Here is an 18,838-nt window from a genome sequence, read left to right as displayed (position 1 = left end):
ATTACTCAATCCGATAAGAAGCCTTTGTTGTATGATTTAAGTTAATTTTTTTATTCATTAGGTTGAAAAGATAAATGGAATATTTTTAGTTTGCACCACAATATCCAAAAAGAAGTTACTTACATTCAAGCCAATTGCAACAGCCAACAAAATATAAAGTAATCTTGCTCGTGTTACTTGATCTTTCTTTATAAGATGTTCAATTCTTAAAGCTTGTAGCGCCCAAAAGCTGACCATAATAAAGAAAAAATGTGAAACGATTTGTAAGAGTGCATTCCATCCAAATTGCGCCATTTTCTTCCTCTTTTCTTTTTCTTAAAGCAAAGTATAGTGTAACATATTTGTAATGATAGATAAAGTAAAAATGTTCGGTAGGAAAGGAAAAATATGCTTAGCAATTCGGTTCGTTTACAGCCATACAAAAAAGAGAGATCACATGAGCTATTTGTGATCTCTCTTTTTCCATCATAATGAATGGGTTTCTTATCTTCGGTGACCTGAAACACTGATACGATTGATTGCTTTGTGTAAAGCAACTGTTGCTCTTCGCAGCTCATCACTGTCTGCAACTTGTTTCGCAGATTCAATGCGTTTTTCTGCTCTAAGTTTGGCTTTTTCAGCACGACTCAAATCAATATCTCGTGCTCTTTCCGCACTATCCGCAATAATATTACAAACATTATCTCGAACTTCCATGACACCACCGTTGACCGCAATTGCGTTATTCCAGTTTTCAGGACCAACCCTTTCCACTCGAACTTCATCAATTTTTAAAGGAACAATAATCGGTGCATGTTTTGGAAGAATACCGATTTCTCCATCAAGTGTTTTAGCAACAATCATTTCAGCACGGTGGCTAAATACAATCCCATCAGGTGTCACAATATTAACTTGCATAAAAGACATTGGTTATCCACCTTTCTTTTTTCATTTAGATTAAGATGTATCTGAAAATGACAGTGTTCTCCATCTACTTCAGAGACATCTAAAAGAGAATTGTTTTTAACTTATGCACCATATCCCATTTGTTTTGCTTTTTCAACGACATCTTCAATACGTCCAACTGAACGGAAAGCGTCTTCTGGTAAATGATCATATTTACCATCTAAAATTTCTTTAAATCCTCTAACGGTTTCTTCTACAGGTACATATGAACCCGGTTGTCCGGTAAATTGTTCTGCTACATTGAAGTTTTGTGAAAGGAAGAATTGAATACGACGCGCTCTTGCTACCAAGATTTTTTCATCATCTGATAGCTCATCCATCCCCAAGATGGCAATAATATCTTGTAATTCACGATAACGTTGTAAAGTTTGTTGAACTTCCATTGCTGTTTTATAGTGCTCATCCCCAACAATTTCTGGTGCTAAAGCACTTGATGATGAAGCAAGTGGATCTACAGCTGGGTAAATCCCCATTTCTGTTAGCTTACGCTCCAAGTTCGTTGTTGCATCTAAATGGGCAAAGGCTGTTGCAGGAGCCGGGTCAGTATAGTCATCAGCAGGCACATAAATCGCTTGAATTGAAGTGATTGAGCCTTTTGTTGTTGATGTAATACGTTCTTGTAATTGCCCCATTTCTGTCGCTAAAGTTGGTTGATAACCAACGGCTGATGGCATACGGCCAAGTAATGCTGATACTTCAGAACCTGCTTGAGTAAAGCGGAAGATGTTATCAATAAATAATAGCACATCTTGTCCAGCTTCATCACGGAAGTATTCGGCAATGGTTAAACCAGTTAAGGCCACACGCATACGTGCACCAGGTGGTTCATTCATTTGTCCAAAGACCATAGCTGTTTTTTCAATAACGCCTGATTCTTTCATTTCATAATAAAGGTCATTTCCTTCACGTGTTCGTTCGCCAACACCTGTAAAGACTGAAATCCCACCATGCTCTTGTGCAATATTATGAATCAATTCTTGGATTAAAACGGTTTTACCAACCCCAGCACCACCGAATAAACCAATTTTACCACCTTTTAAATAAGGGGCTAATAAGTCAATGACTTTAATCCCTGTTTCTAAGATTTCAGTATTTGTTGAAAGATCAGCAAATACTGGTGCCAAACGGTGAATGCCATCACGACGCGTATCCGCTGGTAGCGGCTCATCTAAATCGATTTCTTCTCCTAGCACATTAAAGACACGACCTAAAGTCACATCTCCAACTGGGACAGAAATTGGTTTTTCTGTATCAACCACATTCATGCCTCTTTGCAAACCATCTGTTGATGACATTGCAATGGTACGAATAATCCCATCTCCCAGTTCAAGAGCTACTTCTAATACGGCTTTTTTGCCATTTTCTTTATTTGTTTCTACTACTAATGCATTGTTAATATCAGGTAAAGAACCTTCCAGTGGAAACTCTACATCCACGACGGGTCCAACTACTTGTACTATTTTCCCAACACTCATGCTTTTATTCCTCCCGTCATTATTCTAACGCTGATGCGCCACCGACAATTTCAGTTATTTCCTGGGTAATAGCAGCTTGACGTGCACGGTTATATTCAATAGTCAAATCTTCAATAATCGATTTAGCGTTGTCAGTTGCACTCTTCATTGCGCTCATTCTAGAAGCTAATTCTGCTGCTTTAGCATCTAAAATTGCACCATAAATTAAACTTCCAGCATATTGAGGAAGTAAGGTATCTAAGATTGCATCTTGTGATGGTTCAAAGATATACTCGTCCTCATATGTTGTTGCTTCACTGATATCGAGGTCACTCAAAGGCAGCATTTTGGTTGCACGAAACTCATGTGAAAGAGAATTAATATGGTGATTATAGCAAACATATAATTCATCAAACACTTCATTTTCATACATTTGTGTTGCTGTAGTAGCGATATCTCTGACCTCTTCAAAGTTTGGTTGATCAGAAATCCCTCTTAATTCATAAGCCATATTCATCCCACGTGCTTTAAAGAAATCTGCGCCTGCACTACCTACAGCCATAAAGACATATTCATCTGATGATTCATGACCATCAACTAGCAAATCAATGACTGATTTAATCACTGAGCTATTATAGCTACCTGCCAAGCCTTTATCTGCGGTAATCACAATATAACCTCTTTTTTTAATTGGACGCTCCACTAGTAATGAATGAAAATCAATTTCACCAGCTACCGCTTTTTGTGCTGAATCCTCTTGTGATTGCTCTAATTGTTGACTTGCCATAATATGAGTGACAATTTCTCTCACTTTAGAGGCATAAATCGCAAAGTTTTTAGAAACGGATTCCGCTCTACCTAATTTAGCACCAGCAACCATTTGCATAGCATTTGTAATTTGGCTTGTTTTACTTGTTGATGCGATTCTTCTTTTAATATCAATTAACGAACCAGCCATTGATATTCACCACCCTTATTTACCAGAATCTTATCTAAATTATTTGTTTTCTCCGCCAGTAGCAGTTGTCATATTTGAACGCATGCCGACACTTGGTGTAAACATCCCTTTGAATTCTTCAATAACTTGATCAAGAACTTCTGTTTCTGGCAAGTCTTTTGTTTCTCTAATGGTTGTGAAAATTTCTTCATGTTGATGATCAATTTGAGCAAACAATTCTTTTTCAAAGCGTAAAATATCTTCTTCTGGAATTGAATCTAAGAAACCATGTGTTAGTGCATAAAGAATCACAACTTGTTTTTCTACAGCTAACGGTTCATGTAAGCCTTGTTTTAAAATTTCAACAGTTCGACGACCGCGATTTAATTTTGCTTGTGTCGCTTCATCTAAATCCGAACCAAATTGAGCAAATGCTTCTAGTTCACGGAAGCTTGCTAAATCAAGACGCAATGTTCCCGCAACCTTTTTCATTGCTTTAATTTGAGCTGATCCCCCAACACGAGATACAGATAAACCTGCAGCTACAGCTGGACGAATCCCAGAATAGAACAAGTCATTTTCTAAGAAAATTTGTCCATCAGTAATTGAAATCACGTTTGTTGGAATGTAAGCAGAAATATCTCCTGCTTGTGTTTCAACAAATGGTAAAGCAGTCATTGAACCGCCACCTAATTCATCATTCAATTTTGCAGCACGTTCTAATAAACGTGAATGTAGATAGAAAACATCTCCTGGATAGGCTTCGCGACCTGGAGGACGACGAAGTAGTAAAGAAATTTCACGATAAGCAGCTGCTTGTTTTGATAAATCATCAAAGACAATCAAAACATGTTTGCCATTATACATAAATTCTTCACCCATTGCAGCACCAGCATATGGCGCAATATATAACATGGGTGCTGGTTGTGAGGCACTTGCAGTGACAACAATGGTATAATCCATTGCACCATACTTACGAAGTGTTTCAACTTGTGAACGGACAGTGGATTCCTTTTGTCCAATTGCCACATAAATACAAATCATATCTTGATCTTTTTGATTGATAATCGTGTCAATCGCAATGGTGGTTTTACCTGTTTTACGGTCACCGATAATTAATTCACGTTGACCACGGCCAATTGGAACTAAAGCATCAATCGCTTTTAACCCTGTTTGTAAGGGTTCACTGACAGATTTACGCTCCATGACACCTGGTGCCATTGCTTCAACTGGTCTTGTTTTGGTTGTAGCGATTGGACCATTTCCATCAACTGGCTGTCCAAGGGAATTGACCACACGACCAATCATCGCTTCTCCTACAGGAACTTCCATGATGCGTCCGGTTCTCTTCACTTTATCCCCTTCACGAATTTCTTCATAAGGGCCTAAGATAATAATCCCAACATCATTTGATTCCAAATTTTGTGCCATTCCGTATACGCCATTAGAAAATTCTACTAATTCTCCAGACATTGCATTTTCTAAACCATGCGCACGAGCAATTCCGTCCCCGATATACGTTACTGTACCTACTTCACTGACAATTAACTGATTACGGTAATTCTCTACCTGTTCTTTGATCAGAGCACTGATTTCTTCAGCTTTAATGCCCATACGTATTCACCTCTTTGCTTGTTTCGCTCAATTATTCATTTGTTTTTCTAATTTTTCTAAATTTGTTTTAATGCTCCCATCAAAAACAAGATCTCCTGCTTCAACAATAACGCCACCTAATAAACTAGGATCGACAATATTGGTTAACATGACTTTTGTTGCCTTCATTTTTTTAGCAAATGCATCAGAAAGCTTTGTCATTTGTTCTTCGGTTAATGGAACAGCTGTTTTAGCAGTTGCCAAAATCGTTCCTTTTTCTAAATCATATAATTTCTCAAACTCATCAATGATTAGTTCCATATCTTCCATTCGACCATAGTCAAATACCATTTGAACAAAGTTTTGCATGAGTTCTGGTAAGTACTCAGTTAACGTCGCCACCATGGGTCTCTTCTCTTGAAGGGTTAACCTTGCATCTGTCAAAATAGGTCCTAATCCTGGGTTATTTTGAAATATTTGACGCAAATCCATCATATTGTCAAAAGCTTGTTCTAAACAACCTTTTTTTTCAGCTAGTAAGAAGTAAGCTTTTGCATAGCGGACTGCTACTGTATACTTATCTAACTTCATCTTGATCCCCTAGCCCTTCAATAAATTCGTCTACTAAAGCGTTGTGGTCCTCGGTTGATAGATTTTTTTCAATTAATTTCGAAGCAATTTGCAGTGATAACGTACTCACTTGCTCTTTGACTTCATCCATTGCTTCTTGTCTTTGCGATTCAATACTTCGTTTTGCATCGCGTTTCATTCTTTCAACTTCCTCATGAGCTGCTTGAATAAGCGTTGTATGCTCTCTTTGACTTGCATCCTTTGCGTTTGTTAGAATCGTTGCAGCTTCATCACGAGTTGCATCTATTTGTTTTCGTTGCTCAGCAACCAAACGATTGGCTTCCGCTCTTGCGTTTTCAGCGCTATCGATTTCACTTGAGATGTGATCTTCACGTTGCTTCATGACGTTCATTAAAGGCTTCCATGCAAAAATACGTAACAATACTAATAGAATCAAGAAAGAGACACTGGTTACAATCATGTCTCCCAATGTTGTTGCTGCACCCATTACTAAATGTCCAAACATCCTTTACACTCCCTTCAGCCAATCGGTCAAATCTTATTTAAAAAGGCAGCAAAACTGCCTTTTTATTGGACTGAACGAATTATTTATTCATTAAGATAAATGCAATAACAATCGCCATAATTGGAACAGCTTCAATTAAACCTACCCCAATAAACATAATTGTTTGTAAGCGACTTTGTAATTCTGGTTGACGTGCTACTGACTCGATTGTTTTTGAAATAACTTTCCCATTGGCAAGTGATGCTGCTATCGCTGCTCCAAATGCTGTAATTGCTGCTGCTAAATATTGAATATTTTCCATGTTAAATTTCCCCCTAGATAATCATTATCTTGTTTTTTTCTTGCGAATCTTGTTTTACTCGACTTCAACTTTGTGAGACATATACACCATCGTTAATGTTGTAAATACATATGCTTGAATGGCTCCGATGAAAATGGAGAATCCTTGCCATATGATTTCCAGCGGTATCCCAATAATTGGGAAAACGGCATTGCTTACTGCAAATGATGCAATTAAGCCTGCTAACATTTCACCTGCGAAGATATTTCCATATAAACGCAAGGATAATGTAATGGTATTTGTGAATTCCTCCAACACTTTAATTGGTAGCATAAATGGTACTGGTTTTAAATAACTGTTTACAAAATAGCCTTTCAAACCATGAAGTTTCACACCATAATAGTGCGTTAACAAAATGACCATAAACGCCATTGATAATGTTACCATTGGATCAGCTGTTGGACTCCTCCAATATTGTTGTCCACCTATCATTAAAGACAATGGCAAGCCCATTATATTAGAAACAAACACAAAAAGTAACAGTGTTGTTGCTAACATATGAAACCTAGCGCCTTCATGCCAGTCCATAGAACTGGAAATAATCCCTTTAACAAAATCAACAATAAATTCGATGAAGTTTTGCTTTCCTTTTGGCTTCATTTGCAAATTCCTGGTACAAACAACGGCAATGATAAAAACAATTGCACATGCAGCGACAATTGTAATCATATTGGTCACATTAAAGTTGATACCAAACAACTGAATAATGGGGTTTTCACTTTCCACAAGATTCACCTCTTTTCTATATCAAAAGATTCTTTACTTTCGAAAACAGTGACACAATTTCCATTTTTTAGCTATGACTAAAATTGGCTTGAGGGAACAATTAGTGTTACCTTCTATGCCTCCATTCTAGCATAAACATTGAACAAATCTCACTTAATAACCCTTGCTAAAATGGACTAAAAAATAATTTTTATTTTAAATAGGAAAGAATGTTGTGTATGTTCTCATAACATTCGTTATCATACCACCATTCAAACTAAAATACAAAGATTTTTGAAAAACAATTCTGTTTTTCAGAAAAAGCCTATTAGCTTAGTATTTATCCCCCTATTTTTTAACTTTAAAGGGCTAAAATCGGCGCTTTTTTTAGATATTTTTTTTACATTAGAAAAAATTTAGTTTACTTTCATTTTCTCTTTAAAAATGGTTCAGATGGCTCACTATTTTTAACAAGAATTCAATTGAAGCATTTTTGCAAAAGAACCCTTTTAGTTGTTCCTTTTTAAATGAGCTGTTGGTTGCAATGATTCATTTAACTATTCTTTTATTTAACCGCTTCTTTCAGCGGCCAGATATTATACTAGAATAACAATTTGTTGAAAAGGAGCCTTTTAGTTAAAAAAGCATTCATTTCAACAAAAAAAGTGATAGAAAAGTCAATTGACCTCTCTATCACTTCTATTATTTTTACTATTTAGTACCAAACAAGCGGTCACCAGCATCCCCTAAACCAGGAACGATGTAACCTTCTTCATTTAATTTTTCATCAAGTGAAGCAACATAAATATCTACATCAGGATGTGCCTCTTGAAGTGCTTTCACACCTTCAGGAGCTGCTACTAAGCAGACAAATTTAATATTTTTAGCACCACGTTTTTTAATCGCATCAATCGCCATGATTGCTGAACCACCAGTCGCTAACATTGGATCTACAACTAGTAATTGACGTTCATTAATATCCGCAGGCATTTTCACAAAATATTCAACAGGCTCTAGTGTATCATGGTCACGATATAAACCAACATGTCCTACTTTAGCAGCAGGAATGAGTTCTAGCATCCCATCAACCATTCCTAAACCAGCTCTTAAAATTGGTACAATCGCTACTTTTTTACCTGAGATTTGTTTTTGAATTGTTTTGCCCATTGGTGTTTCAATCTCTACATCTTCTAAAGGCATATCGCGAGATACATCATAAGCCATCAGTGTTGCAATTTCATTGACAACTTCTCTAAATACTTTCGTTCCGCAATTTTTGTCTCTAATCATTGTTAATTTGTGTTGAATCAATGGATGATCCATAACTTCAAATTTTCCCATTTGGCAACTCTCCCATTCATAAATTGGTCTCAATACACTATTTAACATTGTATATGAAAAGTAGCTTCTTGGCTAGAAAAAAAAGGAATTTTTTTCAATTTATTGATAGAGTGGAAATTGTTTGGTTAATTCATAGACTTGTGTACGAATCATTTCAATAGTTTCGCCTTCGCCACCAGAGGCTAGTGCTTGGACAATCCATGCTGCAATTTTTGTTGCTTCTGCTTCTTTAAAGCCTCTTGTCGTCATCGCTGGTGTTCCAATCCGGATACCACTAGTTTTAAATGGACTTAATTTTTCAAAAGGAATCGTATTTTTATTCACTGTAATCCCTGCATGATCTAAAATCGCTTCTGCTTCTTTTCCTGTTAAATGGAAATCTGTCACATCAACTAAGAATAAATGGTTATCTGTCCCACCACTAATGACTTTAATGTTTTTCTCTTTAAATACTTGAACCATCGCTTGCGCATTTTTAATCACTTGCTCCATATACGTTTTAAAGCTTGGGTCCATTGCTTCTTTCAGCGCAATCGCTTTCCCTGCAATGACATGCTCTAATGGTCCCCCTTGAATCCCTGGGAAAATCGCACTATTGATTGCTTTGCCATATTGTTCTTTAGCTAAAATTAAACCGCCACGTGGGCCACGCAAAGTTTTGTGAGTTGTTGAAGTCACAACATCTGCATAAGGAACTGGATTTGGATGTAGACCTGTTGCAACCAAACCTGCAATATGTGCCATATCCACCACAAAATAGGCACCGACTTCATCTGCAATCTCTCTAAAAGCCGCAAAATCAATGGTACGTGAATATGCACTTGCCCCAGCAATAATCATTTTTGGCTTTTCTTTCAACGCTTTTAAACGTAAGTTTTTATAATCAATTTTTTCTGAAATTGAATCCACACCATATTCAATAAAATGATAGGTTTTCCCACTAAAGTTCACAGCAGAGCCATGCGTTAAATGCCCGCCATCTGTTAAGTTCATTCCCAAAACCACATCGCCATCTTCTAAAAGTGCTTGATAAACAGCCATGTTGGCTTGAGAACCTGAATGCGGTTGCACATTGGCATATTCTGCGCCAAATAATTCTTTTGCACGATCAATCGCTAGATTTTCAATCACATCAACAAATTCACAGCCACCATAATAACGTTTTCCAGGGTAGCCTTCTGCATATTTATTCGTTAGAATACTGCCTTGTGCTTCTCTGACAGCTTCCGATACAAAGTTTTCTGAAGCGATTAACTCAATATTTTTCTCTTGTCTCTCAGTTTCATTTTCAATTGCTTCCCACACTTGGGGATCATAAGCTTTATAGTCCATTTGGCTTCATCTCCATCTCCAATTTTTACTTAATAACTCTCAATAATCACGATGCATACATCTCTCTTATCATAATTGAAAGCACTAGATTTTGACAAGTAAAGTGCCTATTTCTCGACATCTACTTGATTGTCTAATTTCTCTTCCTTTTAGTATACTGTAAACCATGTATCTGCGCCATCCTTTTAGGTATTTATCTATTTTATGTCAAGCTCACTTGACATAAAATCATAAGGATGCTATCATCATATGTAAAGCTAGCTTTACAGAAAATAGGTGAAAAGTATGATTCATAACAATGTTAGAAACATTAGAAAACAACTACATATTTCACAACAAAAGTTAGGTGAAGAATTAGGCGTTTCAAGACAAACGATTAATGCCATTGAAACCGGAAAATATAATCCTAGTTTAGAACTGGCTTTATTGATGATTGAATATTTTAATGTTGAAATGAAAGAACTATTTTATTTAGTGAAGGAGGAACATCAATGATAAAAAATAAACCTATCAATAAAATGTACATATTTAAGCGCTTTATGGGGTTTTTTATTCCATATATCTGGGTATTGTTAGTCTACTCATTAAGCAATTCTAATCTAGAATCAAGCAATTTTGATTTGATTCAATTTTTTAAAGAAATAAACATACTTCCCGCTTTACTCGGTATGCTTATTGGTAGTATTTTAGTGTTAAAAACAAGAAAAAGGGCATTAGAAAAAGAGCAAAAAAAACATAAAAATGATGAAAGAATCAAGCTTTTAAGATATAAAGTTTATTTTTGCATTGTATCTGTGATCGTTTTATTACTTCCATTTGCTCTAATTCTCCTAAAAATGAATCATATCAATGCGTTATCAATTTCACTCGTTAGTAGAATCATCTTAGTAACCATAGCACCTATCGTCATTGTCACTGAAATTACTTTAGAGAAAATATAATCGTAGAAACTTACCTTTAAACATGATATAAAGTAGACACCTTCATCAGCGAAACTCTTCGCTTTTGAAAGTGTCTATTTTTCAATCACCTAAGTTGAACTCTGAATTTTCTTTGTACAAGTCAACACACGATAGCCTTTTTCCATTAAAATGGCTTTAATTTTTTGATCATCAGTACTGGCAATTTGCATCACGACATTGATCGTATCCTTCATCCGATAAACGGCAATTTGATTGATATTCAATTTCTGCTCACTAAAAATCAATGTCATCTGCTCTAAAATGCCTGGCTGGTCTTCCACTATCTCAACCACCACACGACAACCTTTTTCATAATAACCCATCACCTGAATAAAGGCATCGAATAAATCATTTTGGCTGATAATCCCAACTAACTGTTCATCCTTCAAAACTGGTAAGCATTTAATATTGTGTTGACGCATTAAAACTGCAGCTTCCTCCAACAAAGCATCCGGTCCAATTGTCATGACTTTTCTAATCATCACTTCACCAACACTTGTTTTAGTTAATAAATAGTTCATTTCATGGATACTTAAACTGGTTGCTTTTGAAGGAGAATTTTCTTGAATAATGCCCTCTGTCAGCAAACCAACTAAGCGATTTCCTTTCATGACAGGCAACCGATGCAAATCATTTTCTCTCATCAAGTCAAGCGCCTCTAAGATTTTGGTGTCCTCAGTAATTGTAATCATATCCGTTGTCATATAATATTTGACGTACATCCCTTAACCTCCTAAGTATGCTTTTTTTACTTCATCGCTGTTTAATAACATCTCACCAGTACCAGAAAGTACCACTTTTCCGGTTTCTAATACATAGCCTCGATTCGCAATAGATAATGCCAACTTCGCATTTTGTTCAATTAATAAAACCGTTGTCCCTTGCTTTTGGATTTCTTGAATAATAGCAAATATTTCTTTAATAAAAATCGGGGCAAGTCCCATTGAAGGCTCATCTAATAACAATAATTTCGGTTTGGACATTAAAGCGCGACCCATTGCTAGCATTTGTTGTTCGCCACCTGAAAGTGTTGCTGCATCTTGATTTTTCCGCTCCGCTAAAACAGGAAAACGCTCATAAACATGGTCCATATCCTTCTTTAAATTGCCTTTATCTTTCCTTAAATAAGCACCCATTTCTAAATTTTCTAGAACGGTTAAGCCAGCAAAAACATGGCGACCTTCTGGCACTAAAGAAATCCCACTTTCCACAATTTTCTTTGTTGCGCTTTTTTGTATTTCCTGGTCATGAAATAAAATTTTACCACTGGTTAAACGATGCAAGCCTGAGAGCACCTTTAAAACAGTTGATTTACCAGCACCATTCGCACCAATTAAGCTTACAATTTCTCCTTCACCAACTTCAAAGGAAACATCATGTAAGGCTTGGATGACACCATAATGGACATTTAAATTTTCAACTTTTAACATCAATTATTCCTCCCCGCCTAAATAAGCTTTAATCACTTTAGGATTTTGTTTGATTTCTCCAGGTGTCCCATGAGCAATCATTCTGCCATACTCTAAAACATAGATGCGTTCACAAATATCCATCACTAAAGACATATCATGTTCAATCAACACAACGGTAATCTTAAAATCTTGCTGAATTTTACGAATTTGCTTGGTCAAATCAGCCGTTTCCTGAGGATTCATCCCAGCAGCAGGCTCATCCAAAAATAAAATTTTAGGTTTGGTTGCTAATGCTCGGACAATCTCTAAGCAACGTTGATCACCATAAGGTAAATTTTTAGCTAGCTCCTGCTGTTTGTTGTCTAAATCAAAAATACTTAATAAAGAAAGTGCTTCTTGACGCATTCCCTCTTCTGAACGATAGTATTTTGGCAATCTAAAAATACTGGCTAAAACCCCTGCTTTGCTATTCTGATGCATCGCAATTAACACATTGTCTAGCACTGTCAGCTCCTTAAATAACCGAATATTTTGGAAAGTCCGCGCCAAGCCTTTTTTAGTAATCACATATGGCTTCACACCATTGAGCCTTTCTTTTTTTCCATCAATCTCCATTACAATTTCGCCACTTGTTGGCACATAAACCCCTGTTAATAAATTAAAGAGTGTCGTTTTCCCTGCACCATTCGGTCCGATTAGCCCAACTAATTCATTGGATTCTAGCTTAAAATCTACCATTGAAACAGCTGCTAGCCCACCAAAATTTTTGGTTAATTTTTCTACCTGTAATAAACTCATTTAGACGCCTCCTTCTTTGGCGTATTTTTCTTGCTCAATCGTCCAAAAAGCTTTTTCATTGAGAGCTCCTTATGCTGCAATAAGCCACCTGGTTTAAAGACCATAATCGCAATCAATGCAATGGCATAAATTATCATTCGCAATTGACCAAAAGGCTGTAAAAGCATGTTTAATATCCCTAAACTAATCGCTGCGATAATCGTTCCTGTAACACTGCCTAGTCCACCAAAAACCACAATAATCAAAATATCAACTGATTTCATAAAACCAAAGTTATCAGGCTTAATCATGCTAAAGGAAGAAGCATATAAGGAACCTGCAATACTGGCAGTAAAAGCGCCAATCACAAAAGCAATGGTTTTATATTTTGTGGTATTGATTCCCATTGACTCCGCTGCAATTTCATCTTCTCTAATCGCAATTGTTGCACGTCCTGGACTGCTTTTAATATAGTTAACAATGATAATGAGGCTAAGCATAATCCCAAAGAAGCTGAGTGTCCAATTATTTAAAATTGGCATCCCACTTAAGCCAGCAGCGCCATTGGTTAAATCGCCCATATTTAAAATCGCAATCCGAATGATTTCAGAAATTCCTAATGTGGCAATGGCTAAATAATCCCCTTTTAGGCGTAATGTTGGAATGGCAACAATTAAAGCAACAAGACTTGCTACAATAACACCTAATAAAAGTCCTAAAAGAAAGCCTGTCAGATCTGGCATTTTAAGCATCATAATGGCACAGCAATAAGCCCCAATCGACATAAATCCTGCGTGCCCTAAAGAAAACTGACCAGTAAAACCAATAATTAAATTGAGTCCTAAAGCTAAAATAATATCCATACAAATATTCATTAAAGTAATTTGATAGTAATAATCAATCACATCTGCTTGAATCAGCATTTGGACAACAAAGTAGATGATCACAGATAGAGCCAACCAGCCTGCATTGTATTTATTTAATTGTTTCATCTCTACGCACCTACACTTTCTCTTTCTTGTTTTTACCTAATAAACCTGAAGGCTTAATCAACAAGACAAGAATTAAAATCGCGTACACAACCGCGTCTTTAATGAGGGAACTTGCATACCCACTGACCATAATTTCAGTCACACCAATAGACAAACCACCCAGCATTGCACCAGGAATCAAACCGATTCCACCAAACACTGCTGCTACAAAGGCTTTTAGTCCTGGTGCTGCACCCATTAGTGGATTAATTGAATTATAGTAAACACCTACTAAAACACCTGCAGCTCCTGCTAAGGCTGATCCTAATGCAAAAGTAAAGGAAATGGTTGTATCAACATTAATCCCCATCAATTTTGCCGCATCAGAATCGACACTAACCGCTCGCATAGCTTTTCCCATTTTAGTTTTCTTCACAATAAATTGTAGTAAAAACATTAAAATAATACTAATCACAAAAATATAAATTTGCTGTTCATTCACTTGTACCCCACCAAATTTAAAAATCTTCGCTGGTACTGTTTCTGGAAAGGTGCGGACATCTGGTCCCATAAATAAAATCATGACATATTGTAAGAGAAATGAAACACCAATCGCCGTAATTAAAGCCGCAATTCTAGTGGCATTTCTTAAAGGACGATAAGCCACACGCTCAATCAAAACACCTAGTACTGCACAAAATGTCATGGCGATAAATAAAGCAGGGATTAAGCCCAACCCCCAATTTTGAATCGCTGTGTAGCCAACATAAGCTCCTACCATATAAATTTCGCCATGTGCGAAGTTAATTAATTTTATAATGCCATAAACCATGGTATAGCCTAATGCTAGTAACGCATAAATACTGCCTAATGAAAGACCATTCACAACTTGTTGTAAAAATTGATCCATATTGTCACCTCTTCTATTTCTATCTATTGAAGCAAAAAAGCGGGGCAAGAAACCCCACTCTTGTTTTGCTTCCTGATTTTTATTCAGCTACAACTGTTTGTTCACCCTCTTTTAATTCAACGATAGTTGCTGTTTTCACTGCGTTATGATCTTTATCAATGGTCATTTTTCCTGTTAATCCTTGATAATCTTCTGTTGCTTCAAGGGCTTCTGTAATTTTTTCAGAATCTGCACTATCAGCACGTTCGATTGCATCTACTAATAAATAAACTGAATCATAAGCTAACGCACTAAATGCATTTGGCTCTTTATCAAATTTCTTTTTATAATTGGTTAAGAAGTCTTGAACCTGTTTTTCTTCACTAAGTGAAGAAAAATGTGCTGGGAAGTAAACTTTGTTTAAGGCTGATTTACCTGCTAATTTCACTAATTCAGGAGAATCAAAACCATCCGCACCTAAAATGGGTACTTCAATGCCAGCTTCACGGGCCTGTTTCACGATTAGCCCTGCTTCTTCATAATAGCCTGGGATAAAGAGGACATCCATGCCTTTTGACTTCATTTTGGTTAATACCGCACTGAAATCTGTGTCTTTGCTTTGGTAGTTTTCTTCAGACACAATGTCACCTGTAAAGCTATCTTTGAAGGCTGCTGTAAGTCCTTTGGCATAATCACTTGAGCTATCTGATAAAATAGCCGCTTTTTTAGCACCTAAATCGTTCTCAGCATAGGCTGCCATAATCTCTCCTTGGAAAGAATCTTGGAAACAAACTCTAAATACATAAGGTTGTACTTTATCATTGTTATCCATTGTCACCGAATCATCCGTTCCAGATGGTGCAATTAACGGCACTTTTGCTTGATTAGTTGCTGGTATTGCAGCCTTCACATTTCCTGAGGTTGCAGGTCCAATAATCGCTGAAACTTTTTCTTTTGAAGCTAATTTTGTTGCAACACTGGCTACTTCTGTTGTATCTGATTTGTTATCTAATTCAACTAGTTCTAATTTTTTACCCAGCACGCCACCTTTTTCATTAATTTCTTCAACAGCTAACTGAACACCTTCTAATTCTGCATTGCCATAGCTGGAAACTGGTCCTGATTGTTCCAGATTGACCCCAATTTTAATCGTTTCTGCACTATCTTTTGATTTTCCACCTGAACAACCTGCTAAGAGCAGTGTTGCTGCCATCATCGTTACCACTAACTTTTTCATCTTGTTGCCTCCTTATTTAAACAAACCTGCTATTTTCTTGTTTATAAGTTCTTATTATAGAATATTCTGAATATTCTGTCTACAACTTTTTAAATTAATTTTATTTTACGAAAAATCAAACCATAGCTTCTCTTTATTTATTTATTTATAGGGAAATCGCTTACTGATATTTTATCCAACAAAAATAAACCAACCAGTTAAAATGGTTGGTTTATTGATAGTAGACACAACTATTTTTAAATCACGTGGTGTTTACGAATTTCAGCTGCAGCATCTTCATCTAAAATAATGGTTAAGTTAGGATGTAAAGTAATCAATGTTGCAGGGACATTTTCATCTACTTCCCCTGTTAAAATACGATGAATAATAGCTGCTTTTTTTGTTCCTGTTGCAATCAATACCAAATTTTTAGCAGCCATTACGCTTCTTGGCCCCATTGTCACGTAATATTCTGGTACATCTTCAACAACATTGTCAAACTCTGGTAAAATTCTATCTTTTAAGCGTTGATCATTTTCAACACGACACGTGCCATCACCAAATTTAGTGGTGCCAGGCAGGTTGCCACAATAGTGTCCATCTGCACCAATTCCTAAAATCAACATATCCAAACCACCATCTTGTTTTAAACGTTCATCTTGTGTTTGATAATTGTATTGATCTAATTTATGAATATTTGCTTCTGGAATATTCGCTGGTGTGAAGAAAGCTTCTCTTAAACCTGAAATCGTTACCCCTTCACGATCTTCCTTGCGATAAGGGATTTCATCAAAATTGTAAAAATGAACGTTTGAAAAATAAGGTTTATCTTTTACTTGAGGTACTAAAATTTCATACATTTTACGTGGCGAAGTCCCTCCTGTAATTGATAAGTTCATTCTTTTATCTGTGTACATATAAGATAGTACATGCTGTGCCGCAATATTTGCCATTTCTGTTTCATCTTTGCCTACAATAATTTTCATTTTTCTTCCTCCTCATGATTGGTTACGCTAATATCGTTAATAATTTGTCACCATTTGTAATTTCACCAGCTTCTTTACTTGGTAAAACTTCTAGATAAGTTTGACTATTTGTCACAATCATAATGACTGTTGCATTGTAGCCTGCTTCCTTAATTGCAGCTTGGTTAAAGTTTAATAAAGTATCCCCAATTTGAATGGTATCCCCTTGTTTAACCGCGACATCAAAGTATTGTCCTTTTAAATTAACTGTATCAATACCAATGTGTAAAAGAATTTCTACACCATTTTCATCAACTAAGCCAATTGCATGCTTTGTTGGAAAGACGGCATTCACTTTCCCATTAATCGGTGATTTGATACAATCTTCCTCTGCTTCAATTGCAATTCCTTTTCCCATGACCTCATTTGCAAAGGTTTTGTCGCTCAGTGTTGAAAGTGATTGAACAACTCCTGTAACAGGACTGACAAGCTCAATGGTACGTTGATTAGCTACTTCTTTATCGGTAGTCAATTCTGCTGGATTAGCTTCAGGTTCATCTTGTTTGATAATCGATTTTTTCCCTAAAAGAATAATCCCTATTGTGACAATTGCCGCAATAGGCAAACCAATGACAATCCCGATGAAGCCTTTACCAAAGGTGGCTGGAATGGTTAAAATACTGGACATAACCATAGCATATTCAGCAGAACCAAAGTGTGCTGTAATGGCTGCTGCAACCCCACCACCAATCATGGTGGCAATCATGGCGATTTTATATTTTACAATAACGCCATAGAGTGCGGGTTCTGTAACACCTAAAAAACCTGAAATCGTTGAGCTAAAGGAAATATTTTTCATTTTTTTATTTCTTGTAACTAAAAAGACGCCAAGTGCTGCTGATGCCTGTGCAATGACACTCATATAGTTCATTGCCCCAATTGTTGTAAAGCCATAAGTTGAAATTTGTTGCTGAACAATCGCTCGCATTGCATGATGGGTTCCCGTTAAAACAAGAAATGGTCTAGTTGCACCAATCACAAAGCCTGATAAAATTGGTGAAAAATCAATCAGTACCTGCATTCCTTTGGCAATATATTCCCCTACATAAAAACCAGCAGGTGCTAAAACAATCAATTCAATTGGAATAATAATGAGTAAAGTGAGCATCGGTGTAAAAATAGTACTAATTAAATCAGGTATTCTATTTTTGAAGAATCTAAAGATATAGCTCATCACCCAAACTGATAGGATAATCGGAATAACAGAAGAGCTATAATCAATATAAGGGACCGTAATCAAGTTGAATAAAGGTAAGCCCTTAATTCCTTCTGTAGCACCTTGCAGAATAGAGGGATACATCAACGTACCCGCTAAAGCCAGTGCCATATATTCATTTGTTTTAAAGCGTCTTGCTGCACTCACTGCCAGTAAGAATGGATAGTAATAGAACATCCCATCTGAAATAATATTTAATATTTCAAAAACAGGACTGCCCCATTCTAACCAACCAAACTGCCAAAACATAAAGAGAAAGCCTTTAATCATCCCACCACCGATAACAGGTGGTAAGCTAGGAATCAAAATAGCAGATAATGTTTCTAGTAAGGCATTAAAGCCTGCTTTTTTTGGTTGCTCTTCACTTTCAGTATTAAAAGCACCATTGGTTAGCTTCAATAATTCTCCATAATATTTTTCAACTTTTGCACCAACAATCACTTGATATTGTCCTGCATTTTTTTGAACACCTAAAACATCTGGTAATTGCTCAATTCGTTTTTGATCAACCTTTTTTTCATCCTTTAATACAAAACGTAAGCGTGTTACACAATGTGTTAGGCTAATGATATTCTTATCTCCACCAACAGCTGTTAATATTTCTGTAGCCTGTTCTAATATAGACAT

At 36.3% G+C, this 18,838-nt stretch carries 21 protein-coding genes; 2 read left to right on the top strand and 19 right to left on the bottom strand.

Features of this window, described 5'->3' with window-relative positions; translation table 11 throughout:
* Window positions 1-57 precede the first annotated feature (57 nt).
* From BMW29_RS00895 to glyA, 11 genes are all read right to left on the bottom strand, one after another.
* Window positions 58-294, bottom strand: a complete 237-nt coding sequence (locus tag BMW29_RS00895) for a DUF1146 family protein (protein ID WP_092649336.1) — start codon at window positions 292-294, stop codon at window positions 58-60.
* A gap of 189 nt (window positions 295-483) precedes the next feature.
* Window positions 484-906: a F0F1 ATP synthase subunit epsilon gene (locus BMW29_RS00890; RefSeq protein WP_092649335.1), complete on the bottom strand. Its 423-nt coding sequence runs from the start codon at window positions 904-906 to the stop codon at window positions 484-486.
* A 101-nt stretch (window positions 907-1,007) separates the two neighbouring features.
* Window positions 1,008-2,420, bottom strand: coding sequence for a F0F1 ATP synthase subunit beta (atpD, locus tag BMW29_RS00885; protein WP_092649334.1), 1,413 nt, complete (start codon window positions 2,418-2,420; stop codon window positions 1,008-1,010).
* 19 nt (window positions 2,421-2,439) lie between these two features.
* Complete coding sequence (locus tag BMW29_RS00880; RefSeq protein ID WP_092649333.1) at window positions 2,440-3,357, bottom strand: F0F1 ATP synthase subunit gamma; 918 nt, start codon at window positions 3,355-3,357, stop codon at window positions 2,440-2,442.
* A 39-nt stretch (window positions 3,358-3,396) separates the two neighbouring features.
* Window positions 3,397-4,950 carry a F0F1 ATP synthase subunit alpha gene (gene atpA / locus BMW29_RS00875; protein ID WP_092649332.1) on the bottom strand — a complete coding sequence of 518 codons (1,554 nt, stop codon included), beginning with the start codon at window positions 4,948-4,950 and terminating at the stop codon, window positions 3,397-3,399.
* A 27-nt stretch (window positions 4,951-4,977) separates the two neighbouring features.
* On the bottom strand, window positions 4,978-5,520 hold the full coding sequence (atpH, locus tag BMW29_RS00870; protein WP_092649331.1) for an ATP synthase F1 subunit delta: 543 nt from the start codon (window positions 5,518-5,520) through the stop codon (window positions 4,978-4,980).
* On the bottom strand, window positions 5,507-6,025 hold the full coding sequence (atpF, locus tag BMW29_RS00865) for a F0F1 ATP synthase subunit B (RefSeq protein ID WP_092649330.1): 519 nt from the start codon (window positions 6,023-6,025) through the stop codon (window positions 5,507-5,509). Before atpF ends, atpH begins: the two co-directional genes overlap by 14 nt.
* 79 nt (window positions 6,026-6,104) lie before the next feature.
* Window positions 6,105-6,326 carry a F0F1 ATP synthase subunit C gene (atpE, locus tag BMW29_RS00860; RefSeq protein ID WP_177165623.1) on the bottom strand — a complete coding sequence of 74 codons (222 nt, stop codon included), beginning with the start codon at window positions 6,324-6,326 and terminating at the stop codon, window positions 6,105-6,107.
* A 54-nt stretch (window positions 6,327-6,380) separates the two neighbouring features.
* A complete protein-coding gene (gene atpB / locus BMW29_RS00855; RefSeq protein ID WP_092649329.1) occupies window positions 6,381-7,091 on the bottom strand; it encodes a F0F1 ATP synthase subunit A in 711 nt (236 codons plus the stop codon).
* Window positions 7,092-7,781: 690 nt separating this feature from the next.
* The gene (upp, locus tag BMW29_RS00850; protein WP_092649328.1) at window positions 7,782-8,411 is read right to left on the bottom strand and encodes a uracil phosphoribosyltransferase; all 630 of its coding nucleotides are present in this window, start codon (window positions 8,409-8,411) and stop codon (window positions 7,782-7,784) included.
* Between the two features lie 99 nt (window positions 8,412-8,510).
* Window positions 8,511-9,743, bottom strand: a complete 1,233-nt coding sequence (gene glyA, locus BMW29_RS00845; RefSeq protein WP_092649327.1) for a serine hydroxymethyltransferase — start codon at window positions 9,741-9,743, stop codon at window positions 8,511-8,513.
* Window positions 9,744-10,028: 285 nt separating this feature from the next.
* Between glyA and BMW29_RS00840 the strand changes: the two genes are divergently transcribed.
* Together BMW29_RS00840 and BMW29_RS00835 are read left to right on the top strand one after the other, a co-directional pair.
* The gene (locus BMW29_RS00840) at window positions 10,029-10,238 is read left to right on the top strand and encodes a helix-turn-helix transcriptional regulator (RefSeq protein WP_177165622.1); all 210 of its coding nucleotides are present in this window, start codon (window positions 10,029-10,031) and stop codon (window positions 10,236-10,238) included.
* Window positions 10,235-10,684 (top strand): hypothetical protein, encoded by a 450-nt coding sequence (locus tag BMW29_RS00835; protein ID WP_092649326.1) that lies wholly within the window; start codon window positions 10,235-10,237, stop codon window positions 10,682-10,684. The genes BMW29_RS00840 and BMW29_RS00835 overlap by 4 nt, the downstream gene beginning before the upstream one ends.
* Before the next feature lie 89 nt (window positions 10,685-10,773).
* On the opposite strand, the gene BMW29_RS00830 is transcribed toward BMW29_RS00835, so the two are convergent.
* The 8 genes from BMW29_RS00830 to BMW29_RS00795 all read right to left on the bottom strand — a co-directional run bounded on the left by BMW29_RS00830 (window position 10,774) and on the right by BMW29_RS00795 (window position 18,838).
* Entirely contained in the window at window positions 10,774-11,427 is a 654-nt protein-coding gene (locus tag BMW29_RS00830; protein WP_092649325.1) for a CBS and ACT domain-containing protein, read from the bottom strand.
* 3 nt (window positions 11,428-11,430) lie between these two features.
* A complete protein-coding gene (locus tag BMW29_RS00825; RefSeq protein ID WP_092649324.1) occupies window positions 11,431-12,135 on the bottom strand; it encodes an ABC transporter ATP-binding protein in 705 nt (234 codons plus the stop codon).
* Window positions 12,136-12,138: 3 nt separating this feature from the next.
* Window positions 12,139-12,915: an ABC transporter ATP-binding protein gene (locus tag BMW29_RS00820; RefSeq protein WP_092649323.1), complete on the bottom strand. Its 777-nt coding sequence runs from the start codon at window positions 12,913-12,915 to the stop codon at window positions 12,139-12,141.
* Complete coding sequence (locus tag BMW29_RS00815) at window positions 12,912-13,886, bottom strand: branched-chain amino acid ABC transporter permease (RefSeq protein ID WP_092649322.1); 975 nt, start codon at window positions 13,884-13,886, stop codon at window positions 12,912-12,914. The genes BMW29_RS00820 and BMW29_RS00815 overlap by 4 nt, the downstream gene beginning before the upstream one ends.
* A gap of 10 nt (window positions 13,887-13,896) precedes the next feature.
* The gene (locus BMW29_RS00810; RefSeq protein ID WP_092649321.1) at window positions 13,897-14,775 is read right to left on the bottom strand and encodes a branched-chain amino acid ABC transporter permease; all 879 of its coding nucleotides are present in this window, start codon (window positions 14,773-14,775) and stop codon (window positions 13,897-13,899) included.
* Between the two features lie 79 nt (window positions 14,776-14,854).
* Window positions 14,855-15,991, bottom strand: coding sequence for an ABC transporter substrate-binding protein (locus tag BMW29_RS00805; RefSeq protein ID WP_092649320.1), 1,137 nt, complete (start codon window positions 15,989-15,991; stop codon window positions 14,855-14,857).
* A gap of 236 nt (window positions 15,992-16,227) precedes the next feature.
* The gene (locus tag BMW29_RS00800) at window positions 16,228-16,956 is read right to left on the bottom strand and encodes a glucosamine-6-phosphate deaminase (protein ID WP_092649319.1); all 729 of its coding nucleotides are present in this window, start codon (window positions 16,954-16,956) and stop codon (window positions 16,228-16,230) included.
* Between the two features lie 22 nt (window positions 16,957-16,978).
* Complete coding sequence (locus BMW29_RS00795; protein WP_092649318.1) at window positions 16,979-18,838, bottom strand: beta-glucoside-specific PTS transporter subunit IIABC; 1,860 nt, start codon at window positions 18,836-18,838, stop codon at window positions 16,979-16,981.

The organism is Isobaculum melis (assembly GCF_900111355.1).
GTDB lineage: Bacteria > Bacillota > Bacilli > Lactobacillales > Carnobacteriaceae > Isobaculum > Isobaculum melis.
The sequence above is the reverse complement of the archived record's forward strand: the minus strand, read 5'-3'. Positions and strand labels throughout refer to the sequence as shown.

Coding starts and splice junctions, on each gene's coding strand:
- BMW29_RS00830 (WP_092649325.1), bottom strand. CDS start 11,427: ATGTACGTCAAATATTATATGACAACGGATATGATTACAATTACTGAG.
- atpD (WP_092649334.1), bottom strand. CDS start 2,420: ATGAGTGTTGGGAAAATAGTACAAGTAGTTGGACCCGTCGTGGATGTA.
- atpA (WP_092649332.1), bottom strand. CDS start 4,950: ATGGGCATTAAAGCTGAAGAAATCAGTGCTCTGATCAAAGAACAGGTA.
- BMW29_RS00835 (WP_092649326.1), top strand. CDS start 10,235: ATGATAAAAAATAAACCTATCAATAAAATGTACATATTTAAGCGCTTT.
- BMW29_RS00805 (WP_092649320.1), bottom strand. CDS start 15,991: ATGAAAAAGTTAGTGGTAACGATGATGGCAGCAACACTGCTCTTAGCA.
- glyA (WP_092649327.1), bottom strand. CDS start 9,743: ATGGACTATAAAGCTTATGATCCCCAAGTGTGGGAAGCAATTGAAAAT.
- atpH (WP_092649331.1), bottom strand. CDS start 5,520: ATGAAGTTAGATAAGTATACAGTAGCAGTCCGCTATGCAAAAGCTTAC.
- BMW29_RS00880 (WP_092649333.1), bottom strand. CDS start 3,357: ATGGCTGGTTCGTTAATTGATATTAAAAGAAGAATCGCATCAACAAGT.
- BMW29_RS00895 (WP_092649336.1), bottom strand. CDS start 294: ATGGCGCAATTTGGATGGAATGCACTCTTACAAATCGTTTCACATTTT.
- atpE (WP_177165623.1), bottom strand. CDS start 6,326: ATGGAAAATATTCAATATTTAGCAGCAGCAATTACAGCATTTGGAGCA.
- BMW29_RS00810 (WP_092649321.1), bottom strand. CDS start 14,775: ATGGATCAATTTTTACAACAAGTTGTGAATGGTCTTTCATTAGGCAGT.
- atpF (WP_092649330.1), bottom strand. CDS start 6,025: ATGTTTGGACATTTAGTAATGGGTGCAGCAACAACATTGGGAGACATG.
- BMW29_RS00840 (WP_177165622.1), top strand. CDS start 10,029: ATGATTCATAACAATGTTAGAAACATTAGAAAACAACTACATATTTCA.
- BMW29_RS00825 (WP_092649324.1), bottom strand. CDS start 12,135: ATGTTAAAAGTTGAAAATTTAAATGTCCATTATGGTGTCATCCAAGCC.
- upp (WP_092649328.1), bottom strand. CDS start 8,411: ATGGGAAAATTTGAAGTTATGGATCATCCATTGATTCAACACAAATTA.
- BMW29_RS00795 (WP_092649318.1), bottom strand. CDS start 18,838: ATGTCTATATTAGAACAGGCTACAGAAATATTAACAGCTGTTGGTGGA.
- BMW29_RS00890 (WP_092649335.1), bottom strand. CDS start 906: ATGTCTTTTATGCAAGTTAATATTGTGACACCTGATGGGATTGTATTT.
- BMW29_RS00800 (WP_092649319.1), bottom strand. CDS start 16,956: ATGAAAATTATTGTAGGCAAAGATGAAACAGAAATGGCAAATATTGCG.
- BMW29_RS00820 (WP_092649323.1), bottom strand. CDS start 12,915: ATGAGTTTATTACAGGTAGAAAAATTAACCAAAAATTTTGGTGGGCTA.
- BMW29_RS00815 (WP_092649322.1), bottom strand. CDS start 13,886: ATGAAACAATTAAATAAATACAATGCAGGCTGGTTGGCTCTATCTGTG.